This window comes from Vibrio sp. YT-19(2023) (assembly GCF_033337395.1).
This window is the reverse complement of sequence record NZ_JAWOQN010000001.1, coordinates 413,121-434,214: the sequence shown is the minus strand read 5'-3', so window position 1 is coordinate 434,214 and position 21,094 is coordinate 413,121. Positions and strand designations below refer to the sequence as shown.

Here is a 21,094-nt window from a genome sequence, read left to right as displayed (position 1 = left end):
AGGAACGAGCAATGAAAAGAGCATTTATTTTAGTACTAGACTCATTCGGTATCGGTGCAACTGCCGATGCTAAAGAATTTGGTGATGTAGGTTCAGACACACTAGGTCACATCGCTGACCAATGTGACAAAGGCTTAGCAGATAACGACAATCGCCAAGGTGCACTTCGCCTTCCAAATCTATCGAAACTTGGTTTGGCAATGGCGCATAAAGAATCGACAGGTCGCTTCGCACCTGGACTAGACGCAGACGCTGAAATCATTGGTGCATACGGTCATGCAGCAGAGCTTTCTTCAGGTAAAGACACGCCGTCTGGTCACTGGGAAATCGCAGGTGTGCCTGTTCTGTTTGACTGGGGTTACTTCACTGACAAAGCAAACAGCTTCCCGAAAGAATTGACTGACCGCATTCTTGAGCGTGCAGGTCTTGACGGTTTCCTAGGTAACTGTCACGCGTCTGGTACTCAAGTTCTTGACGATCTTGGTGAAGAGCACATGAAGACTGGCAAACCAATCTTCTACACGTCTGCTGACTCTGTATTCCAAATCGCATGTCACGAAGAGACTTTCGGTCTAGACCGTCTACTAGAGCTTTGCCAAATCGCACGTGAAGAGCTAGAAGATTACAACATTGGTCGTGTTATCGCGCGCCCATTCGTTGGTGCTGGTAAAGGTCAATTTGAGCGTACAGGTAACCGTCGTGATCTTTCTGTAGAGCCACCATCAGCAACGGTTCTTCAGAAGCTCGTTGATGAGAAGCAAGGCAACGTGGTTTCTATTGGTAAGATTGCTGATATCTACGCAAACTGCGGCATCACTAAGAAAGTGAAAGCGACAGGTATCCCTGCATTGTTCGAAGCAACGCTAGAGCAAATCAAAGAAGCGGGCGACAACACGATCGTATTCACTAACTTTGTAGACTTCGACTCAGCTTACGGTCACCGTCGTGACGTAGCGGGTTACGCAGCGGCACTTGAGTACTTCGATGATCGTATCAACGAAGTGCTAGAGATTATGGAAGAAGACGATGTGCTTATCCTAACGGCAGACCACGGCTGTGACCCAACATGGCCAGGCACTGACCATACTCGTGAGCACATCCCAGTATTGGTTTATGGTCAAAAAGTACCAGCTGGTTCTCTTGGCCGCCGCGAAACATTCGCAGATATCGGTCAAACATTGGCAAGTTACTTCGGTACTTCTCCAATGGATTACGGTAAGAACTTCCTATAATTAGTTAGGTTTTTGAAAACTAGGAGCTTGATTGCTCCTAGTTTTATGTTTGCAGTATGTAAATGCTGCTTGTCGGAAATGAGAATACTCTGGCTTATATCGCCTTAAGCGCGGAGCGCTAGAGAAAGGTTAAGGAAAAGAAAATGGCAACTCCACATATCAATGCTGAAATGGGTGCATTTGCAGACGTCGTACTGATGCCTGGTGATCCACTACGTGCAAAATACATCGCAGAGACTTTCCTTGAAGATGTCGTTCAAGTGTGTGACGTTCGTAATATGTTTGGTTACACAGGTACATACAAAGGCCGTAAGATCTCGGTAATGGGCCACGGTATGGGTATCCCATCATGCTCGATTTACGCGACTGAACTAATCAAAGACTTCGGCGTGAAGAAAATCATCCGTGTTGGCAGCTGTGGCGCAGTGAATGAAGACATCAAAGTGCGTGATGTTGTGATCGGCATGGGTGCATGTACTGACTCTAAAGTGAACCGTATCCGCTTTAAAGGTCATGACTTCGCGGCAATCGCAGACTACAACATGGTTCGTGCGGCAGAAGACGCTGCAAAAGCTCGCGGTATTGACGTTAAAGTTGGTAACCTATTCTCAGCAGAGCTTTTCTACACGCCAGATCCAGAAATGTTCGATGTAATGGACAAGTACGGCATTGTTGGTGTTGAAATGGAAGCGGCTGGTATTTACGGTGTTGCGGCAGAATACGGTGCAAAAGCTCTGACAATCTGTACGGTTTCTGATCATATCAAGACTGGCGAACAGACTACATCTGACGAGCGTCAAACGACATTCAACGACATGATGCTAATCGCACTAGATTCAGTATTGCTTGGTGACGAAGAGTAAGCGACGAAGAGTCATTCTATTTTTCGCTCTCAAGAGCTAAAAAAACAGCCCGCACATTACGGGCTGTTTTTATATGAGTTGTTAGCGCTACCTAGTTACTTGGTTAGCAGCAGGTTTGGCGCTTTTTTACGACGTATCGGTTGTCGACGTAAAATCAAGATGAACAACATACCACAGACAAAGCTCATTAAGACCATCATGTACATATAACGATCGCTCTTGCGATAGTGGTGGTCAGAAATAGCCGTCACCCGGCCCGTCTCAAAGGTCACGCGAACAAAACCGATAAGCGCACCATCTGCAAAAACTGGTTCAACCAACTGCTGGCGACCAATGGAAGCTGTTGCCAAAGGCGTATCCAGGCCAAGAACTTCGCGTACCGATAATGCCTCTTCACTAGACGCTAAACGTACACCCTGTGCATCGTAGATTGTTGCATCAAACACTAAACGGTCTTGTGCTAGCTGGTTTGTTAGCTGAAGTAATCGTTCTTGATCTTTAGTTAAAATCATCTCACTGGCAGAAAGAGACGCCTGTGAAATCAAAACTTTGGTGAGTGTTTCAAGCTGTTGTGCTTGAATTTTCTCATTACCCTTACTGATCACAACACTGTTTTTTATTGTGATAAACAACATCACACACAGTAGGATTAGTGCCAGAATTCTTAGGGCATTCCTTACTGAGAACAAAGATTCACTCATGCTCTTTACTCATCCATTTAAAATAAAACAAAGACTTGCCTTTTTAGTTTGTTGAGGTAACGTTTTAGCAAAGTCATAAGGGATTATATACATGGACGCGTCAAAAAGCTTGCCTATCAGAAAACATACGACACTTTTAAAACGATTACCCGAGACTCGATTTGCCTCCCAATTAGATAAAGCAAAAGCAAACTGGATCGTATTTGCTGAGTACCTTTCGCCAAGTCACTTCGAAGACATTGATTTCTTCACCGGCTTTTACAACCCGATACTAGAAACGTGGAAAGTTGGCCAATATGAAGTAGCCCTGATGGCCGGAGAGTTGACTCCTCAACATGAAACGATCTTACAAAGTCTCAACCTAGATTACGCCTCGCTTAATGAAGTGCCCGATCTATCAACCCAAGGGTTGATTGTATTTGATATGGATTCAACGGCGATCCAGATAGAGTGTATTGATGAAATCGCGAAACTGGCAGGAGTAGGGGATGAGGTCGCTGAAGTCACTGAACGTGCCATGCAAGGTGAGCTGGATTTTGAGCAAAGTTTACGTCAGCGAGTTGGTAAGCTCAAAGGTGCCGATGAATCAATTCTTGAACAAGTTCGTTCCCAGTTACCATTCATGCCGGACTTTGAAGCGCTAATTGCGACGTTGAAAGCCTTGGGCTGGAAAACAGCGATTGCTTCCGGTGGTTTTACTTACTTCTCTGATTACATCAAAGATAAAGTCGACTTAGATTTTGCTCGCTCCAATCAATTAGAAATTATTGACGGCAAACTCACGGGTAACGTACTTGGTGATGTGGTAACGGCGCAGATGAAGTCTGACATTCTAGTGGAACTGGCGGATGAATATGAAATTGAGCAGCACAACACGGTTGCTGTCGGTGATGGCGCTAATGATCTTGTGATGATGTCGGTGGCAGGATTAGGGATTGCGTATCACGCAAAACCAAAAGTGGAAGCTCAAGCGCAATCTGCGATTCGCTTTGCTGGGTTGGGCGGTGTGCTCTGTATTTTATCTGGCGCATTGGTGAAGCAGCAAAAGGTTAGCTGGAAAGCTAAACCTTAACCATCTATTCAAAAACACCGCCAGAAAGGCGGTGTTTTTTTTCAATTTGGTATGACTTTGAATTTACTCGGTTAACTCCAATCTAATTACAACCTCTTCAGTAATGTCTTCAAATTCACTGTAACCAACGAGCGCCGTCAACTCTTTTTCTAACTTGCTCGCTTGATGTACACCAAATTGGGTTAAGTCACTTAAATCTTGTTGCAGTAATGATGTCATCGGATCGAAAATTGGTGCAGTAGAAAGGCGAAGCACGTAAAAGTCACCCATCATTCGCGCTTTCTTTATAAATTGAATCCGCTCTTTTACGCTGTTGAACTCTTGATGAAGCTTTGACTCAATGCCTGTAATTTTATTGCCTACTTTTGCGGCGCTTATGTAGATATCCTGATGTCTGGCTTGAGCACCTTCTACACGTTTTATTGGCTCTGCGATTAATGTGCTTGTCCGGCCTTTAAAGATAGGTTCAAGTGACAACAGTTGGTCATGCCCAAGACGGGCAAAAAGCTCAATGTGTTTAGGTAGCGGCAAGTTCACCCCGATAACGGGGGTTTTGATTGAAGATGACGTACTCTTACTGATAAAAATGGGCGTGCTCAGCGTACGCGAGAGCAACATGCAGTGTAGCCTTTCAAGTAGAGCATTACTTGGTAGCGTCTCTTTTTGCGGGATTAGCTTGTCTTGATTGTGCTCGATAATGCTGTTGAAAAAAGCGATTACCTTCATGGTTTGGCTGCTTTCATCAATAACTAGCTGCACGCTACAACCGTCTGGGCTTACACGAATTACTCGGTATGGCACCGACATTAACGGCAATTTTTTATCGTAGAGTTGTAATTCTCGAAAGTTGATTCTTACCTCTTGCCCAGAACGTAACATCGTGGGCTCACTTAGCCTAATTCCGAGTCCTCGTTTGGAAAGGTCAACAGTACTGCCGCCTGTTTTAGTCTGTCCTGAGTACAACTCTAAAGGTGTTTTAAAACGATAACGAGGCTCTTTTCGACGAGACTTTGCATCAAAATAAATGCCCTTTGGATTGCCGATAACTCTTCTCGGATGGCGAAACGCGTTTAATGTATTAGCGGGTAAGCGCGGCTTTTCAGTTAGCAGGTAATCCTGCCCTGACTTTTCGTCAGCAATTTCTTGCAAAATACCAATATGAGTCAGTGATTGAGACGTTTCTGCCAACTCTGGAGAGAATGCTGCTAGGTCTTCCTGTTCTTGCTCTGATAGTTCAAAGATTGAAATTCTAAAGGCGCGCCAACTCTCTCGTTTGCCACCTAAATGCCAAAATAGCTGGCGCTGTTCGCGAGTTGCTTCTGGACGAAACATCGAATAGAAATAGGTTCGATTCTCGTGCTCGTGAGTAAATGAATAAAGGACATTGGTTGTTCCTTTAACACCAGGCTTAATGAGTGACGCGATGCGTTGCTCGTTGAATAAGGAACCAAACATTTGCTGGTTTCTCTCATCGTGCCAGTATTGCCAAAGCTTTTGATTGTTTGGCGTTAACATTGCTAATTTTAGGTCACTACCATCAAAGAATAGAGGCAAGCTGCTGGTGTGCTTTAGTGCGATGTGCTCATAACCGCGAGTTCGAGCTCGAATAATCTTGTCTTGATTGTCGTGACGAGCCCTTTTAGCAGCACTGTTGAGCGCTTCATCTATCACTCTGGTGACGACATTGGTGTCAGTTAAGCGTATGGTTCTGAGGTATCGAACTGAGTCATTTTCGTAACAGTCATCAACCGCGAGTATGCGGTATGCAAGCGGTTTCTCTATACCTGCAACGTTAGATTTGCTGGCAAATTCAGTAAACGTGACCTGAATAATTTCCCCAAGGTTATATTTAAATGCGCTCGGGACTTTGAACTTTGCGCCAGAGCTAGATAAATCAATGCTTAATCCATGAAGAAGCTGTCCTTTAGAACGGCAAATTTCAACTTGAGATTGGACTTTCAAGCGTTTTTCTTGGCGCTTTAAATCGTAGCCTAGGTGAACGGGTTCTGCTAAGAACGGGCTTTTAGGATCCGTTAACGATTGCGTTTTTTGCTGAGTAAGGCGCTTGCTCATTACGCGAAAGTTATTTCGCGTGTTGACCAATGCTTCCCACATTCCTTCCGTGTAGCAGCCAAACTTTTTGATGTTTTTATGGTAAGCGTTGAAAGCAACATCATCCAACCAATGTGGAATACCATCCAAAATATACTCGCGACATTCGCCTTGAACGCGACCTCGCAAATCAATGCTTTTTTTGCATGGAGCCATTAAGCGGTTAAGTTCCATTTTAACCAAAATTTTGGCCGAAGGCGGCTCTTCCTCGGTCAGTTGGCCAAGGACAAAGTCAAAGTCATTCGTACCGTAAACGGGAATGAGTCGTTCTGCGAGCGAGAGAATTTCAGATTGCTGCATTATTTCTGTTAGAGTATGTAGTTACTTTAAATTGTATCGGCTAAGCGAAGTAATACTTAAGTATATCAATAGTTCATTTCAGTTCAGGTCTGACTTGGCTGTGCTTAGTCACATTTGTAGAAAAAATTGAGGCATCATGGCGAAAGCAAAACGAGCGTATGTTTGTAATGATTGTGGCGCGGACTTTCCCCGTTGGCAGGGGCAGTGTAACGCATGTGGTGCATGGAATACGATAACAGAAGTACGTATCGCAGCATCGCCAACCGTTGCTCGCAATGAACGCTTAAGCGGCTACGCTGGTTCCGCAACAGAAGCTACGGTTCAAACGCTATCCGAAATTGATCTGCAAGAAGTACCTCGCTTCACCAGTGGGTTTAAAGAGCTTGACCGCGTGTTGGGTGGTGGTGTTGTGCCAGGTGCCGCAATTTTGATTGGTGGTAACCCTGGTGCAGGTAAATCAACCCTTCTGTTGCAAACCATGTGTAGTTTATCTGCGCAAATGCCAACGCTTTACGTAACCGGTGAAGAGTCATTACAGCAGGTGGCAATGCGTGCTTCCCGATTGGGCTTGCCGAAAGATCATTTAAAAATGCTATCGGAAACGAACGTCGACAAAATTTGCCAAATCGCCGAAAAAGAGCAGCCTCGTATAATGGTAATAGACTCGATTCAGGTGATGCACGTTTCTGATGTTCAATCGTCGCCTGGCAGTGTTGCTCAGGTACGTGAATCTGCGACGGCTCTGACACGATACGCAAAACAGAATAATGTTGCGGTATTTATTGTTGGTCACGTAACAAAAGATGGTACCCTTGCGGGCCCCAAAGTTCTTGAACACATTATCGACTGTTCGGTACTACTCGATGGTGGAACGGATAGCCGATTCCGCACTTTGCGTAGTCATAAAAACCGTTTTGGCGCTGTGAATGAGCTTGGTGTCTTTGCAATGACAGGCCAAGGATTGAAAGAAGTGAGTAACCCATCAGCGATCTTCCTTTCTCGTGGTGAAGAAGAAACATCAGGCTCTTCCGTCATGGTGGTTTGGGAAGGTACGCGTCCTCTGCTAGTAGAGATTCAAGCGCTGGTGGATTACTCGCAGTTAGCCAACCCTCGTCGTGTTGCGGTCGGCTTGGAGCAGAACCGCCTATCACTTTTGCTCGCTGTGTTGCATAAGCATGGTGGCTTACAAATGGCAGACCAAGATGTCTTTGTTAATGTGGTTGGCGGTGTTAAGGTGACGGAGACGAGCGCTGATCTTGCTTTAGTTATGGCGCTTTTATCGAGTTTTCGTGACCGTCCACTCCCTAAAGATGTGGTGATTTTTGGTGAGGTAGGGCTTGCGGGCGAAATCCGTCCAGTGCCAAGTGGGCAAGAGCGTTTGAATGAAGCGTTCAAACATGGTTTCAAGAAAGCCATTGTGCCAGCAGCCAACATGCCGAAAGGTGGCATTCCTGGCATGCAAATTCACGGCGTTAAGAAATTGTCGGAAGCTATAGAGGCTTTTGACGAGCTGTAATGCTCATAAGAATGGTAATTGTGCAATCACAAACTGTTCAATCCGTCCTCAATAAAATGCGAATAAAGTACATAAATTGCTGTGTTTGACTATGCTTTGGGGACGGAAATTTCACGTTAAAATTTTTTTTCTTCCATCCGCACGCAAGGGTATCAGTATTGACAGAATGTGATATACTCTGCGCGCACTTTATACCTTATTAACAGAGTAAGACAATGACTGATTTATCAAAATACAGAAACATTGGTATTTTTGCTCACGTAGACGCGGGTAAAACTACCTCTACAGAGCGTATCCTAAAGCTAACTGGTAAGATCCATAAGATCGGTGACACTCACGACGGTTCAACTACTACTGACTTCATGGAGCAGGAAGCTGAGCGTGGTATCACAATCCAGTCTGCAGCAACAACTTGTTTCTGGAACGATCACCGTCTAAACATCATCGATACTCCTGGACACGTTGACTTCACTATCGAAGTTTACCGTTCTCTAAAAGTACTTGACGGTGGTATCGGTGTATTCTGTGGTTCTGGTGGTGTTGAGCCTCAGTCAGAAACTAACTGGCGTTACGCTGACGAATCACACGTATCACGTCTGATCTTCGTTAACAAACTAGACCGTATGGGCGCAGATTTCTACAAAGTTGTAGATCAAGTACAGAACGTACTAGGTGCTACACCTCTAGTTATGACTCTACCTATCGGTATCGAAGAAGATTTCGTAGGTGTTGTAGACGTACTAAGCCAACAAGCTTACGTATGGGATGAGTCTGGCCAACCAGAGAACTACGAAGTTCAAGATATTCCAGCAGACATGGTAGAAAAAGCTGCTGAATACCGTGAAATGCTAATCGAAACTGCTCTAGAGCAAGACGAAGATCTAATGATGGCTTACCTAGAAGAAGGCGAAGAGCCATCTCTAGAAGACATCAAACGTTGTATCCGTAAAGGTACTCGTGATCTAGCATTCTTCCCAACTTACTGTGGTTCAGCGTACAAGAACAAAGGTATCCAACTTATTCTTGACGCGGTAATTGATTACCTACCATCTCCAACAGAAGTTGATCCACAGCCTCTAACTGATTCAGAGACTGGTGAGCCAACTGGTGAAGTTGCGACTGTATCTGCAGACGAGCCACTACGTGCTCTTGCATTTAAGATCATGGATGACCGCTTCGGTGCTCTAACCTTTATCCGCATCTACTCTGGTAAGATGAAGAAAGGTGACACAATCCTTAACTCTGCAACTGGTAAAACAGAGCGTATCGGCCGTATGGTTGAGATGCACGCGGACGAGCGTAACGAGATCGATTCAGCACAAGCTGGTGACATCATCGCTGTAGTTGGTATGAAGAACGTTCAAACTGGTCACACTCTATGTGATCCTAAGCACGAATGTACTCTTGAGCCAATGATCTTCCCAGATCCAGTAATCTCTATCGCAGTTAAGCCTAAAGATAAAGGCGGTTCTGAGAAGATGGGTATCGCGATCGGTAAAATGGTTGCAGAAGATCCATCATTCCAAGTTGAGACTGATGAAGATTCAGGCGAAACTATCCTGAAAGGTATGGGTGAACTTCACCTAGACATCAAGGTAGATATCCTTAAGCGTACTTACGGCGTTGAGCTAGAAGTTGGTGCTCCACAGGTTGCTTACCGTGAAACTATCACTCAAGCAATCGAAGATAGCTACACGCACAAGAAACAGTCTGGTGGTTCTGGTCAGTTCGGTAAGATCGATTACCGTATCAAACCAGGTGAGCCAAACTCTGGCTTCACGTTCAAATCAACAGTTGTTGGTGGTAACGTACCTAAAGAATTCTGGCCTGCAGTTGAGAAAGGCTTTGCGTCAATGATGGAGCACGGTGTTCTAGCTGGCTTCCCTACTCTAGACGTTGAAGTTGAACTATTCGACGGTGGTTTCCACGCAGTTGACTCTTCAGCTATCGCTTACGAAATCGCAGCGAAAGGTGCATTCCGTCAGTCTATGCCTAAAGCTGGCGCGCAACTTCTTGAGCCAATCATGAAAGTTGACGTGTTCACTCCAGAAGATCACGTTGGTGACGTAATCGGTGACCTTAACCGTCGTCGTGGTATGATCAAAGACCAACAAGCAGCTTCTACTGGCGTACGTATCAAGGGTGATGTACCTCTATCAGAAATGTTTGGTTACATCGGTACTCTACGTACTATGACTTCTGGTCGTGGTCAGTTCTCTATGGAGTTCTCACACTACGCACCATGTCCAACAAACGTTGCAGAGCAAGTAATTGCTGACGTTAAAGAGCGTAACGCTAAGAAGTAATTCTTAAGTTAACTCTATAACTTGAAAGCCCCGCTTAGTGCGGGGCTTTTTGTATTTAGCAGTCTTATAAGCAGAGCGTGTTTGTTTTATTCCTATTTAGCGTTTGTTTTGACGATTGTTATGATGCCGTTCTAGTACTATTGCCTTTTAGGTCAATGGTCTTAAAGTCTGGTACCACTGACTTTTCAAATATTTCTATTTCTTCCTTCAACCATTGCGCAAACAATTGAGCTTTAGGTCTTTTTAAGTAGCCTTTTGGCGCACACAAGTAATACGCAAAGTTGGGCTTGATAGCGATATCTCCAATTCGGACCAATTTGCCAGAACGAAAATATTGATGGGCTAAACTGTGTTTTACTAATGCCACGCCTTGAAGTGATAGTGCAGCCTCAAGCACGAGATGTGATCCACTGTATTTTAAGGTAGGCTTTGCTGCGCAGTGACCCAAGGTTGCTAACCACATATTCCAATCAAGATCAGGCCAAACATCTTCAATCAGCTCAGCTTTGCTTAAATCCTCGATGTTATAGATCCCGTGCTCTTTCTGGTACACCGGATGACAAGCAGGATAAAAAGCTTCGTCCATCAGCCATTGTGATTCTAAATTGGGATATTTTCCTAAACCGTAACGAACACATAAATCTATCTGACTATCTTGAAAAGACACCAAATCATTGGTTGGTTCTAATAGCAAGGCGATATCAGGGTGACGCTGGCGAAAAGCCGTAATTTTCGGGACTAACCAATGATGAGCGAAAGAGGGGAGTGTTGATATCGAAAGGTGGTTCGGGTTTGGATCTTGATTGACTAATCTAACCCCTTGCTGCAAATGAGCAAACCCTCTTTCTGCCTGACTAAACAGTAGCTCTCCCTCTGGTGTGAGCACGATTTTTCTGTGCTGACGAACAAATAGGTCCGTGCCTAAGAACTCTTCTAAATGACGAATTTGCTGACTAATGGCCGCTGGCGTAACAAACAGTTCTTTTGCTGCCGTTTTAAAGCTTCCTTCCTTTGCTGCAACGAAAAAGTAATACAAGCCCTGTAAGGGAGGCATTCGATCTTTCACATTAGTTTTCCTTAACTCTATGGCAGATTCTATCGTTTGAGGATATCAGCGTAGTCGCTGATTATTAAGTGGTCAACATTGTATAGGAATCTTTGAAATGGAAAACATGACACACACTTGTGAGCGTACTATACCTACTGCCCATCAGAGCGGGTTACAGTTAATTTATTCTAAACTGGCGGCTTGGAGAAGGAACTATAAGACACGTCGTCACTTGAGAGAGTTACCAAAGCACCTTTGGGACGATATTGGATTAGGTGAAAGGGAGATTAGTTGTGAAGTGAGTAAGCCATTCTGGAGAGAGTAGTCTATGAGTTTGATTCAAGCTCAAAGTTAAGTTGCACTCCCCAATGGTGTTGAGGAGTGCAAGCAAAATTACAAGTCTTCTTCCCACACGACCAATTCATCTTTTGGCCAATTGTGGCCTATCTCATGATACTTTTGTTCGAGCACATGACGTTTAATTTTAAGCGTTGGCGTCAGTACGCCATTTTCTATACTCCAAGGTTCTTTAATCATTAACACACCTTTGATTTGCTCATGAGAGGCGAGTTCTTGATTCATCCTGGCAATAACTTTACGTGTGGTACGTGCGTATCGCTCTCGATCAAAGTTAGGGAAGTCATGTGGCACAACCAAAAGAATCGGAGCGGGTAGCCCTAAACCGATGAGACACATCATCTCTACGCGACTGTACTCGAAAAGCTTTTTCTCGATAGGAACCGGAGAGACAAATTTACCTTTGGCGGTTTTGAAGTTATCTTTTTTACGGCCTTGAATCGTTAGATAACCATCTGAGTCGATAGCGCCGATATCGCCTGTGTGTAGCCAGCCCTCTGAATCAAAAGACTCTTGGGTGGCAATATCATTTTTGTAGTAGCCAGAAAATAGCCCTTTGCCACGCACCATGATTTCATCATCGGCTGCGATTTTTAACTCAATGCCTGGCCCTGCATTACCGACACTACCAATTTTGTCAGCTCTAAATGGGTAGTTGAGCGTGCTGTAGGCAAATGATTCCGTCATCCCCCAAGCCTCTGTGATATCAAGGCCCACTGAGTGGTACCATTCCAACAACGCTGGCGAGACAGGTGCAGAGCCACAGCCTAATACTCGAGCCTGATCTAAACCTAGACCATCTGCTAGCTTTTTCTTGATCAAAGAATTGACGAATGGGATTTTCAACAGAATATTGAGCTTCTTTTGTGGAAGTTTGTCTTGAATACGTTGCTGGAATAGCGTCCATAATCGTGGGACGGAGATAAACAGAGTTGGTCGGTGCATCTTCACATCTTCGATAAAAGTGTCCAGTGACTCTGGAAATGCTGTTGGCACGCCACCCATAATCGATGAACCGAAGATATAAACACGCTCTGTAATATGAGCGAGCGGTAAATAAGAGAACAATCGGTCGTTTTCTTGGATACCAATATGATTGATCAGTTGCTGAACAGACCAACTGAATGCGCCGTAAGTTAGCATCGCGCCTTTCGGTAACCCTGATGTGCCTGAGGTATACACCAACGACATTAGCTTGTCATCGTAATGCTGCGGACGCTCTTCACTTGGCACTGCATCAGCAATGAGCGCTTGGTATTCGTGCTTACACTTAGGTGCCGTGTCATAAGGTAGAGCGATGCTAATGAGTTCAGGCATAGCATCAATGACTTGCTGAGTTGCTTTGGGATCATCGAGTTTTCCGCCAATGATCGCTTTACTTTCACTATGAGTCACACAGTATTCGATGGTGTCTGCACCGGCGGTAGGAAAGATTGGCACACTGACATAGTCACCAAGCATCATAGCAAGATCGCAAATAAACCATTCTGCACAGTTTTTAGATACTAATGCGACTTTGTCGCCAGGCTTTACACCAAGTGAGCGTAGTGCGCTGACAAGTTTTAAGGCTTGATCTGCAACATCAGAGAATGTGTACTCAACAAATTGTCGGTTAATAATTTGTTTTAGGTAGACCTCATTTGGACGCTCTTGAGCCCATTTGAGGATCATTTCATTTGGTGGTGGGAGAGCGCAACCAGCAGCGCTATTTAGATTCGGCTGATTCATTTTAAGTGACTCCATGTCTTCTCATTGTATTTATAATTGTTAACGCATTGTTAACTTTAGCATGTTAAATCGCGACACGGGAATGCATTTTGATGAAATATGTGGGGAAGATAGCGTTAGTTATGGTTGAAGTCGGAGCGACTCGATCTAAAAAAGCAATGTGATTGATGCTACGCAAAAGAGAACAGGCTTTTCAGCTGTTATGTCATATCGACTTCATACTAAGAGCACAGGTAAGCAATTTATTTTATTAATAATATTGCGAAAACATAGAATCTATCCTAATTATTTATTAACTAGTGGCTTAGTGTTGAAGATAAATATAAATGTCTCCTAATTTCTTCAAAGCGCCAAACTTAAAGGTATGTCGTGGTTTTGAAGTAGCTATACTAATCTTACTTTGGAAAGTTAGGAGCTTCACCTCAAGCTATTGCCTGAGATTACTTGGGTACGATCATCAGCAAAAGGAAAGATGTGATGTTACGGAAGACTTTACTGGGTACCTATCTTTGTAGTTTATTCATTGCGGGGAATGCATATGGTGCTGAAGGAGATGATATTCCTCAGCGCGCCCAAACGGTTGGTGATGTTATTGAGCGCCCAGGCGTTCTCACACCTAAAGGTAAATGGTCATTTGATTCGTCTTTAAGCTATACACAAAACTCTTCAAACAAAGTATCTGTTGTTGGGTATACAGTCTTACCAACTCTGATTGTTGGGCGAATTGAAGTGAGTGATTCGGATAGGACTACAGTAACCGTTGGATTAACTGCTCGGTACGGTTTAACAAACGCCACAGAGTTAGAAGTTAGAGTGCCGTATGTGTATCGTAATGACCAAGTTTCTACGCGCCCCATTCAAGATGGTTCAAACAGTGAAGTAGTAAACACAACGGTGGATGGCGGAGGGCTTGGTGATGTAGAGTTCGCATTGAGGCACCAGTTTAACTTTGAGTCTGCGCCATACTGGGTAGGTGGCCTTAGAGTAAAGTCGGATACAGGACGATCGCCTTATGATGTTTCTATTGAAGATGGAAGCAACTCATTTAGTGATGTCCCTACAGGTTCGGGTTTTTGGAGTTTTGAGCCTAATTTATCTCTTATTCACCCTGTTGATCCTGCGGTCTTGTTCGCTAGTCTAAGTTATATTTATAACTTAGAGGATACTGTTACAGTTGGCGACACAAAAGCTGATGTTGAACTTGGAGACACTATTTCTCTTTCAGGGGGAATGGGGTTTGCGGTGAATCCTGATCTTTCATTCTCTTTAGGACTTAGCCATAAAACTATTTTAAAAAGCAAAGTAAATGGCAGATCGGCAGATGATGCTAAGTTGCTTCAATTAGATGCATTAACTTTTGGTATAAACTATGCCTTTAGTGAACGCTCATCTATCAATGTTAGTGCTCAAGCTGGTCTTACAGAAGATACTCCCGACTTTCAATTAACAGTACGAGTACCTTTTAATTTGTAAAATGGATATTAGGCCCTTGAGTCTTGGGCCTAATTTATCGTTAGCGCCTAGTGTTCGCATTATAAATTGATTGGATTATATTGGATAAAGTAGGTATATATTCTTAAAATGATGGTGGCCGATTGATATATCGAACTTTCTTTTGGTATGTAATCATAGATATCAGTCGTTTCTAATATCAAAGAAGCTTAACGTGACAATTTTTCAGATAAAAATGGAAATGCTCATTGAAGGTGGTTCAATAAGGCGTCTTCTAATTGTTGGTTTGCTTTGATTTCCCGTATTACCCCATTTACTTGAGCATCAATGTCTACGAGCGTGCTAAGTCCAATAATACTGTTATCTTTCGTGTTTTGAATAATATTGATAATACTTGAATTTATAAAGTCTGAACTTATTATATTAGGATTTTGAGACGAAGGCATTTTGGGTGAATCTATAGAATTATCTCCAATAATATTGCCTTCACCAAATTGTATGATGTTAACAATACCCTGGTTGAAAACATCTCCACTTTGATTTTCACTATTTGCGCTAATGTTTTTTAAATTACCATTTTCAATTACTAAGTTGGCAATATTTGTGTTCAAAATATCATCGCCATTTATAGTCGTAGTAATGCTTAATCCAATATTAATAATATACTCGTCCGTAATTTGGAAACCACCTCGATATTCTTCTAAAGATAAATTTGAAAGAGGAGTAAGTTCTTGCAGGCCAACATCTTTAGCATTCACATTAAAATGAGGTATTAGCATACAAAGCACTAACAAAAATTTATTGTAGTTCATAATGTAGGCCTTTCAGGTTGTTAAGTTCTTAAAGTTATTTAAAACAATGTTATATTAATTTTCACCGGAAACTGGGAGAGTAATGCTAAATACCCCTAAGGAATCTCTAGACACTCCTGTTTTTAATGGTGATCTTTGATATACGGTGAAATTATCATTGGTTATAAAGCTAGACCGTCCCATTTCCGCTTCGTTACGGACCAGTAACACAATTCCTTGGTAATATTTTTCAAACTCATCCAGTTTCATTATCATGGTTCCTCTAGAAGGGTCTCCTAGAATAACTGAGTGATTGTTTATACCTCTGATGACAACAAAATGCATATACCCGTCGAAATTAACGAGAGTAATCCCAGGGACGCCGACTTCTTTAATTTTCTCCAGTCCTACTTGAAAGCCGTCAGAACGTAACCCTATGGAATCCAAGTAAAACTTCATATCCAACAAAGAAAAACCTTTCTCTTTGATTTTTTCTTTATCACCTTTTTCAAACATGCTTTTGAAGATATCTTGTTCAGATGACTCTGTTGCATAATGAAAAGTGAGAAGAGAAGCCAGGGCGGCAGAGCCACAGCTGAAGTCATACTGTTGGCGAAAAACATCACCGAACACTATTTCTTTGTAGCTTTTAACAGGAACAGAGTAATGTGCTCGGTAAGGTAGCAGTTCTAATGAAATGGCTGATGCTGAATAAACGAGCATCAGCCAAATTAAGTTATTTAATACTTTCATATTGTTTACTTGAGTGTCAGGTTAACGACGGTAGAGTTCTGGATTAAAACGTTGTTTCCGCTGTTCTGAATTACGTTGGATATACCCGAACTGTCTGCGAACGCTCCACTTGATAGTATATTGTTACCACTCACGGTGTTTGACGCGACATTATCTGACGAAATACCATTGATATCTGATTCTGCATAAACCAAGTCGAGTTCAACATTTTGTCCACCTCTTGATTCATTCATGATATCCAAGCTAACTTCTCCGCCAGATAATGCAATGTCATCAGCGAGTGCAGTGCAGGCAACTATCATACTCAAAGTACAGATTGCCAAACGCATCGCTTTCTCCTACTAGTCGGTTACTCACCCCCAGTAAACACACTTGCATTAGTTGTAACAGATTGTTGTACAAGTGAATTTGAACCAGCATTCTGACCAACGGTAGTAATACCAGCTGCACCACCAAGACCACCAAGGGTGTTCATGTTTTCAACTCGAACTCGAGTATCATCCGCGTTAGTTGCATAAATAACTGATGCACCTGTAACACCACCCATTAGGCTCGAGCTCGCAACAACCATATCTGTATCCATATGGACTTGATTGAAGCTATCAACATTTGTTGAGCTCGAGTCACTTTGATAGTTACTATTGTCGTTAAAGCTGTTCGAGTTTGTTGTGCTTGAATCAGCGTAGCTACGGTTATCACTCTGGTTACGGTTGTCGCTTTGATTACGATTATCGCTGTTATCGTTAAAGCTACTGTTGATACTAGAGTCACTGTTGTCGTTGTTGCTACGTCTTACAGTAGTACTAGAGTCGCTGTTGTCGTTGTGGCTTCTATTTGTGTTAGTACTTGAATCACTACTATCACTATTTAGGCTCACATCAAGATCAGCACTGGTACTGTTGTCGTTAGCGTTAGACGTACTATTGTCGTTGTGGCTTTGAGCTGTGTTAGTGCTCGAGTTTGAGTTGTCGCTGTTGTTATTAAAGCTGTCATCAACACCAAGAGTTGCACTGTTGTCAGTGTCGCTGTTGTCGTTGAAGCTATGACCAATACCTAGTGACGCACTATTATCGCTGTTGTCGTTGAAGCTATCACCAACACCGAGAGATGCGCTATTGTCACTGTTATCATTGAAGCTGCCAGATAAACCGATATCGGTATTAGCGCTGTCAGTCCATTGCATGTTGTCGTCTCCATCATCGATCTCATTCGCGATTAGAGAGCCACTAAATAAAATTGCTGACATTGCTAAAGCAAGCCCTGTTTTGTTTAGAGTCATAACGATTACTCCATTTCCTGTTATTCCTGATTAAAAATGACTGCACTTAACTTCTTGCTGCTTCCTTCAAATGTTGTGGGAAGCGATGAAATTATAAGAAAGGATCAGTGAAAGCTGTTCTCATTATTGAGAATGATTCAGGCTGGAAGGGAGTATTTAGGTGCGTCTCTTTAAGGTGTTAAAGAAAAAAATAACATAATCATAATGTTATTTTTTGTATTTACTTTAAGTACTCATCAAGTATGAAATGAAGCCAATATAAAGAAGTAATTCGTTCTATTGCACTGAGCGGAGCAGTCATCCATTTTTTATAAATGGTATTTTATCCAATTATTATCTTTATTATTTAATATTATAAATCATATCCTTATGCTAACACAGGTTGAAAAGTATGGATAAAAATATAACATGTTCATACTTTTTAAGTCTTTTTCGGTGCTGAAAAGCAATGCGATATCATTCTGAAGTGCTATATTTTCTACTTAAAATGAAGATAAATTCTCTTTGCTATCCCCAATTAATTTTCTAACGGGGGTTGGTGAAACAGGTAAGTTAATGTGGTGGGACTATGGAAAAGAAGCACTTGATACTGCTAGCTGAGAGTAATTTACAAAGTAACTTAATAAAAAAACAGCTGTCTTCCATTCATGATGTCGATGTAAAGATAATGCAACCAGATGAAGTGGTGTTCAGAAGTCACTCACTCAGTATCGATTTGATGTTTATTGATTACGATTTTATGCGTCAGCTTGAAGTACAAGGAAAGTTACCAGATTTTGATCTATTTGGGTGGTCCTTTATGCTTCACAACGTCCCTTGTGAAAAAGTACAAACGGACTTACTGCATTGGAAGTTGTTAAAAGGAATTTTGCTCCGAAGTGCATCAGTGACACATATATGTGATGGCGCGGAATACGTACTGAAAGGTGGGTTGTGGCTACCAAGAATGTACCTAGAGAAGTTAGTCCTCAATTATCGGCATGCAAATTTGTCCGAAGAACAGCAGCATGATGAGTTAACATGCAGAGAAAAACAGATTCTAGAGCTACTTGTGTACGGCATTTCAAATCAACAAATTGCTTCAAGACTTTTTTTATCTGAAAGTACAGTGAAAAGCCATATATACAAGTTGTACAAAAAACTCGATGTCCATTCTCGTCATGATGCGGTTAAGTTGGTAAGAATGAACAATGGCTTAACCGAGAGAAGTTAAGTCACAATTTGTGATGCTCTTTTTATCGGGGTCTGTTCCGTTTTCACTATCTAATCTAAGCAAGGGCACTCGTATTTGAGTGCCCGTGGTTTATCTAGATTCAATAGTTGGCGTATCAGCAGGCTACATCATGCCCGTGACAAGGCCTGCTGCCACAAAAAACACGATCATCCATAGTACCGAAAGGTTGAGCTTTTTGTGTAGATAGAAACCCGCAATCACTAACGCCATGTCGATGGGAGCAACAACTGCGCTGCTAAATACTGGCTGGTAAAGTGCCGCGAGTAGTAACCCTACTACCGAGGCATTTACACCGTTGATGGCGCCGGAGACCAGCGGTTTGCCTGCCAGTGCTTGCCAGTTTTTAAGAACGCCAAGCAGTAAAAGAAACCCTGGGAGGAATACGCCAAGCGTTGCGATCAGAGCGCCTAAAATTGGCGTATCCGAAAGCTCATAACCGATAAAAGTCGCAAAGGTGAACATTGGCCCTGGTACAGCTTGTGCAGCGGCGTAGCCTGTTAAAAATGCATCTTGGCTGAGCTGGTCGCCAACAATGTTTTGCAGAAGCGGCAGAACCACATGACCGCCACCAAACACTAAACTACCAGCTTGGAAAAAATCACTAAACAGCCCAAGCAAAGGTAACGTATGAGCCACTAACGGTAAGCCGAGTAAAAGCATCGCAAATAGAGCCAATGGCGCGATAGACGGTTTAAACGGCTCGGCTGATGACGCGGAGTCTTTCTTCAGATATCGCGTACCGACAAAACCTGCTGCGATCAACACGAACATTTGCGTCATGATGCTTGGTGCCACCAGCAACGCAATCGCAGTCGCGACGCACAAACCCGCGGTCAGTTTACTTTGGCAGAAGTTTTTGTACATGCCCCAAGTCGCATCCGCCACGACGACGACTGCGAGCAGTTTTAGGCCGTGAACGATGTTTTGGAACACTGCGGTGTCGGTGATTTGGCTGCTCACCATCGCCAGCGCCAACATGATGATCACCGAAGGAAGAGTGAATCCGACAAATGCTGCGCATGCGCCACCTAAACCGCCGCGTTTATAACCTAAAGCAAAGCCAACTTGGCTTGAGCCCGGTCCCGGCAAAAACTGACTGAGTGCGACAATTTGCGCGTACTCGCTGTCATCAAGCCATTTCAGTTTCTCAACAAAGGTTTGGCGAAAATAACCAATATGAGCCGCCGGGCCGCCGAAGCTGAACCAACCCAGCCAGAAAAAAGTTTTGAATATGGTGAACATGTCGAGCCTGTTTATCTAAAAAGCATTGTTGCTAATTTATCGAATGCTCTAAAATGACTCAAATTGATGATTTTAATTTCATCTATGAATAAAATGGGATGAGGATGTTGGAGTGAAAGAGGACATTCAGTGGCGCAACATTGACTTGAACTTATTGGTTACGTTTTCCTACTTGTATCGCTATCGAAGCGTTAGCGTCGCGGCAGAGAAAAGTTACGTTAGCCAGTCGGCGATGAGTCATAGTTTGTCTCGTTTAAGGTTGTTGTTTGACGACCCGCTTTTTGAGCGAAAAGGGCACAATATGGAGCCCACCGAGCACGCTCACCACATCGCGCCAACTGTGCATCACTTGTTGGATTCTATCGCCAAAGACTTGCTCACTAAGTCTGCCTTCCAACCTGAAAATTACGCGGGTGTATGTCGCATCGGGTTAACGGATTATGCCGAGTTTATCTTTGCTCCTCGGCTTTATGACGAAATACGCCAGCGCGCCCCAGAGGCGCAGATCAGTTTTATTAACGTCAATCGTAGCAACTACGTGGCATTAACTGAGCACGAAAAGCTCGATGTCATTATTGGCAGCATGCCGGTGTTGGATGACAACTTTGAGAGCTTGTACTTGTACACCGAAAAACACGTGTGCATGTGTGATAAACAGGTGTTGAAAGGGGAAACACAGCTGTCTCTGGAAGCGTTCGCGAACATAGAGCAAGCTCTGGTAAGTCCCGATGGGAGCTTAAAGACACAAGTAGACCAAAAGCTTGCAGAACATGGCTTGAGCCGCAAAGTCACCGTGGCGTCGCGCAACTTTCTCACTATTCGGCATCTGTTGAAAAAGCGCGATCTCATTGCCATCGTGCCAGAAAAAATGGCGTTGGCGGAGGGCTTTTCGGACGATCTCACTACTGTTAAGCCGCCGATCGCCGTTGCGGATTTTGATATTGCCATGCTGTGGCATTCCAGCCGAAACAATGAAGACAAAGGCATTTGGCTACGCGAGTTGGTTTTTTCGACCATCATCTCTAAATGATAAACATTTGGGGCACTCATGGTGCTTAGAGTTATTTGTTGTTGGACTTCTTACTACCCGCTGAGTTATCGGCGTTAC

General features: G+C 43.3%; 18 protein-coding genes. 9 read left to right on the top strand and 9 right to left on the bottom strand.

Annotated features, from left to right (window positions below; translation table 11 throughout):
* Positions 1–11 precede the first annotated feature (11 nt).
* Both R7E78_RS02005 and deoD read left to right on the top strand, forming a co-directional pair.
* A complete protein-coding gene (locus R7E78_RS02005) occupies positions 12–1,232 on the top strand; it encodes a phosphopentomutase (protein ID WP_054700480.1) in 1,221 nt (406 codons plus the stop codon).
* Between the two features lie 143 nt (positions 1,233–1,375).
* Positions 1,376–2,095: a purine-nucleoside phosphorylase gene (deoD, locus tag R7E78_RS02000; protein WP_005380140.1), complete on the top strand. Its 720-nt coding sequence runs from the start codon at positions 1,376–1,378 to the stop codon at positions 2,093–2,095.
* 95 nt (positions 2,096–2,190) lie between these two features.
* Here the strand turns inward: deoD and R7E78_RS01995 are convergent, their stop codons facing one another.
* Positions 2,191–2,796, bottom strand: coding sequence for a YtjB family periplasmic protein (locus R7E78_RS01995; RefSeq protein ID WP_005391677.1), 606 nt, complete (start codon positions 2,794–2,796; stop codon positions 2,191–2,193).
* Positions 2,797–2,887: 91 nt separating this feature from the next.
* Here R7E78_RS01995 and serB point away from each other — a divergent pair, with 91 nt between their 5' ends.
* A complete protein-coding gene (gene serB / locus R7E78_RS01990; RefSeq protein WP_005386439.1) occupies positions 2,888–3,868 on the top strand; it encodes a phosphoserine phosphatase in 981 nt (326 codons plus the stop codon).
* Positions 3,869–3,931: 63 nt separating this feature from the next.
* Here serB and R7E78_RS01985 read toward each other — a convergent pair whose 3' ends face one another.
* On the bottom strand, positions 3,932–6,280 hold the full coding sequence (locus R7E78_RS01985; RefSeq protein WP_017635880.1) for a PilZ domain-containing protein: 2,349 nt from the start codon (positions 6,278–6,280) through the stop codon (positions 3,932–3,934).
* Positions 6,281–6,416: 136 nt separating this feature from the next.
* Here R7E78_RS01985 and radA point away from each other — a divergent pair, with 136 nt between their 5' ends.
* Together radA and fusA are read left to right on the top strand one after the other, a co-directional pair.
* A complete protein-coding gene (radA, locus tag R7E78_RS01980) occupies positions 6,417–7,796 on the top strand; it encodes a DNA repair protein RadA (RefSeq protein ID WP_005386443.1) in 1,380 nt (459 codons plus the stop codon).
* A 215-nt stretch (positions 7,797–8,011) separates the two neighbouring features.
* Positions 8,012–10,102 (top strand): elongation factor G, encoded by a 2,091-nt coding sequence (gene fusA, locus R7E78_RS01975; protein ID WP_005386444.1) that lies wholly within the window; start codon positions 8,012–8,014, stop codon positions 10,100–10,102.
* A gap of 118 nt (positions 10,103–10,220) precedes the next feature.
* On the opposite strand, the gene R7E78_RS01970 is transcribed toward fusA, so the two are convergent.
* Positions 10,221–11,168, bottom strand: coding sequence for a LysR substrate-binding domain-containing protein (locus R7E78_RS01970; RefSeq protein WP_017820432.1), 948 nt, complete (start codon positions 11,166–11,168; stop codon positions 10,221–10,223).
* A gap of 97 nt (positions 11,169–11,265) precedes the next feature.
* On the opposite strand from R7E78_RS01970, the gene R7E78_RS01965 reads away from it, so the two are divergent.
* Positions 11,266–11,475, top strand: coding sequence for a DUF1127 domain-containing protein (locus tag R7E78_RS01965; protein ID WP_005380156.1), 210 nt, complete (start codon positions 11,266–11,268; stop codon positions 11,473–11,475).
* 68 nt (positions 11,476–11,543) lie between these two features.
* Here the strand turns inward: R7E78_RS01965 and R7E78_RS01960 are convergent, their stop codons facing one another.
* Positions 11,544–13,235, bottom strand: coding sequence for an AMP-binding protein (locus tag R7E78_RS01960; RefSeq protein WP_031779037.1), 1,692 nt, complete (start codon positions 13,233–13,235; stop codon positions 11,544–11,546).
* A 477-nt stretch (positions 13,236–13,712) separates the two neighbouring features.
* Here R7E78_RS01960 and R7E78_RS01955 point away from each other — a divergent pair, with 477 nt between their 5' ends.
* Positions 13,713–14,708 (top strand): transporter, encoded by a 996-nt coding sequence (locus tag R7E78_RS01955; protein ID WP_005380160.1) that lies wholly within the window; start codon positions 13,713–13,715, stop codon positions 14,706–14,708.
* Between the two features lie 224 nt (positions 14,709–14,932).
* On the opposite strand, the gene R7E78_RS01950 is transcribed toward R7E78_RS01955, so the two are convergent.
* From R7E78_RS01950 to R7E78_RS01935, 4 genes are read right to left on the bottom strand one after another with little or no spacing between them, the layout of a single operon-like run.
* Positions 14,933–15,499 (bottom strand): hypothetical protein, encoded by a 567-nt coding sequence (locus tag R7E78_RS01950; RefSeq protein WP_054728362.1) that lies wholly within the window; start codon positions 15,497–15,499, stop codon positions 14,933–14,935.
* Between the two features lie 54 nt (positions 15,500–15,553).
* Positions 15,554–16,231, bottom strand: a complete 678-nt coding sequence (locus tag R7E78_RS01945; RefSeq protein WP_005380165.1) for a C39 family peptidase — start codon at positions 16,229–16,231, stop codon at positions 15,554–15,556.
* 5 nt (positions 16,232–16,236) lie between these two features.
* Entirely contained in the window at positions 16,237–16,560 is a 324-nt protein-coding gene (locus R7E78_RS01940; protein ID WP_005380167.1) for a hypothetical protein, read from the bottom strand.
* 20 nt (positions 16,561–16,580) lie between these two features.
* Positions 16,581–17,510: a hypothetical protein gene (locus R7E78_RS01935; protein ID WP_005391691.1), complete on the bottom strand. Its 930-nt coding sequence runs from the start codon at positions 17,508–17,510 to the stop codon at positions 16,581–16,583.
* A gap of 568 nt (positions 17,511–18,078) precedes the next feature.
* Between R7E78_RS01935 and R7E78_RS01930 the strand changes: the two genes are divergently transcribed.
* Positions 18,079–18,723, top strand: a complete 645-nt coding sequence (locus R7E78_RS01930) for a helix-turn-helix transcriptional regulator (RefSeq protein WP_005380169.1) — start codon at positions 18,079–18,081, stop codon at positions 18,721–18,723.
* 123 nt (positions 18,724–18,846) lie between these two features.
* On the opposite strand, the gene chrA is transcribed toward R7E78_RS01930, so the two are convergent.
* Complete coding sequence (gene chrA, locus R7E78_RS01925) at positions 18,847–19,986, bottom strand: chromate efflux transporter (protein WP_262640722.1); 1,140 nt, start codon at positions 19,984–19,986, stop codon at positions 18,847–18,849.
* A 112-nt stretch (positions 19,987–20,098) separates the two neighbouring features.
* Between chrA and R7E78_RS01920 the strand changes: the two genes are divergently transcribed.
* Positions 20,099–21,016 carry a LysR family transcriptional regulator gene (locus R7E78_RS01920; RefSeq protein ID WP_411913747.1) on the top strand — a complete coding sequence of 306 codons (918 nt, stop codon included), beginning with the start codon at positions 20,099–20,101 and terminating at the stop codon, positions 21,014–21,016.
* Positions 21,017–21,094 lie beyond the last annotated feature (78 nt).

Bases quoted from the DNA above. Each gene is read 5' to 3' on its own strand.
- R7E78_RS02005 (WP_054700480.1), top strand. From the start codon at position 12: ATGAAAAGAGCATTTATTTTAGTACTAGACTCATTCGGTATCGGTGCA.
- deoD (WP_005380140.1), top strand. From the start codon at position 1,376: ATGGCAACTCCACATATCAATGCTGAAATGGGTGCATTTGCAGACGTC.
- R7E78_RS01995 (WP_005391677.1), bottom strand. From the start codon at position 2,796: ATGAGTGAATCTTTGTTCTCAGTAAGGAATGCCCTAAGAATTCTGGCA.
- serB (WP_005386439.1), top strand. From the start codon at position 2,888: ATGGACGCGTCAAAAAGCTTGCCTATCAGAAAACATACGACACTTTTA.
- R7E78_RS01985 (WP_017635880.1), bottom strand. From the start codon at position 6,280: ATGCAGCAATCTGAAATTCTCTCGCTCGCAGAACGACTCATTCCCGTT.
- radA (WP_005386443.1), top strand. From the start codon at position 6,417: ATGGCGAAAGCAAAACGAGCGTATGTTTGTAATGATTGTGGCGCGGAC.
- fusA (WP_005386444.1), top strand. From the start codon at position 8,012: ATGACTGATTTATCAAAATACAGAAACATTGGTATTTTTGCTCACGTA.
- R7E78_RS01965 (WP_005380156.1), top strand. From the start codon at position 11,266: ATGGAAAACATGACACACACTTGTGAGCGTACTATACCTACTGCCCAT.
- R7E78_RS01960 (WP_031779037.1), bottom strand. From the start codon at position 13,235: ATGAATCAGCCGAATCTAAATAGCGCTGCTGGTTGCGCTCTCCCACCA.
- R7E78_RS01955 (WP_005380160.1), top strand. From the start codon at position 13,713: ATGTTACGGAAGACTTTACTGGGTACCTATCTTTGTAGTTTATTCATT.
- R7E78_RS01950 (WP_054728362.1), bottom strand. From the start codon at position 15,499: ATGAACTACAATAAATTTTTGTTAGTGCTTTGTATGCTAATACCTCAT.
- R7E78_RS01945 (WP_005380165.1), bottom strand. From the start codon at position 16,231: ATGAAAGTATTAAATAACTTAATTTGGCTGATGCTCGTTTATTCAGCA.
- R7E78_RS01940 (WP_005380167.1), bottom strand. From the start codon at position 16,560: ATGCGTTTGGCAATCTGTACTTTGAGTATGATAGTTGCCTGCACTGCA.
- R7E78_RS01935 (WP_005391691.1), bottom strand. From the start codon at position 17,510: ATGACTCTAAACAAAACAGGGCTTGCTTTAGCAATGTCAGCAATTTTA.
- R7E78_RS01930 (WP_005380169.1), top strand. From the start codon at position 18,079: ATGGAAAAGAAGCACTTGATACTGCTAGCTGAGAGTAATTTACAAAGT.
- chrA (WP_262640722.1), bottom strand. From the start codon at position 19,986: ATGTTCACCATATTCAAAACTTTTTTCTGGCTGGGTTGGTTCAGCTTC.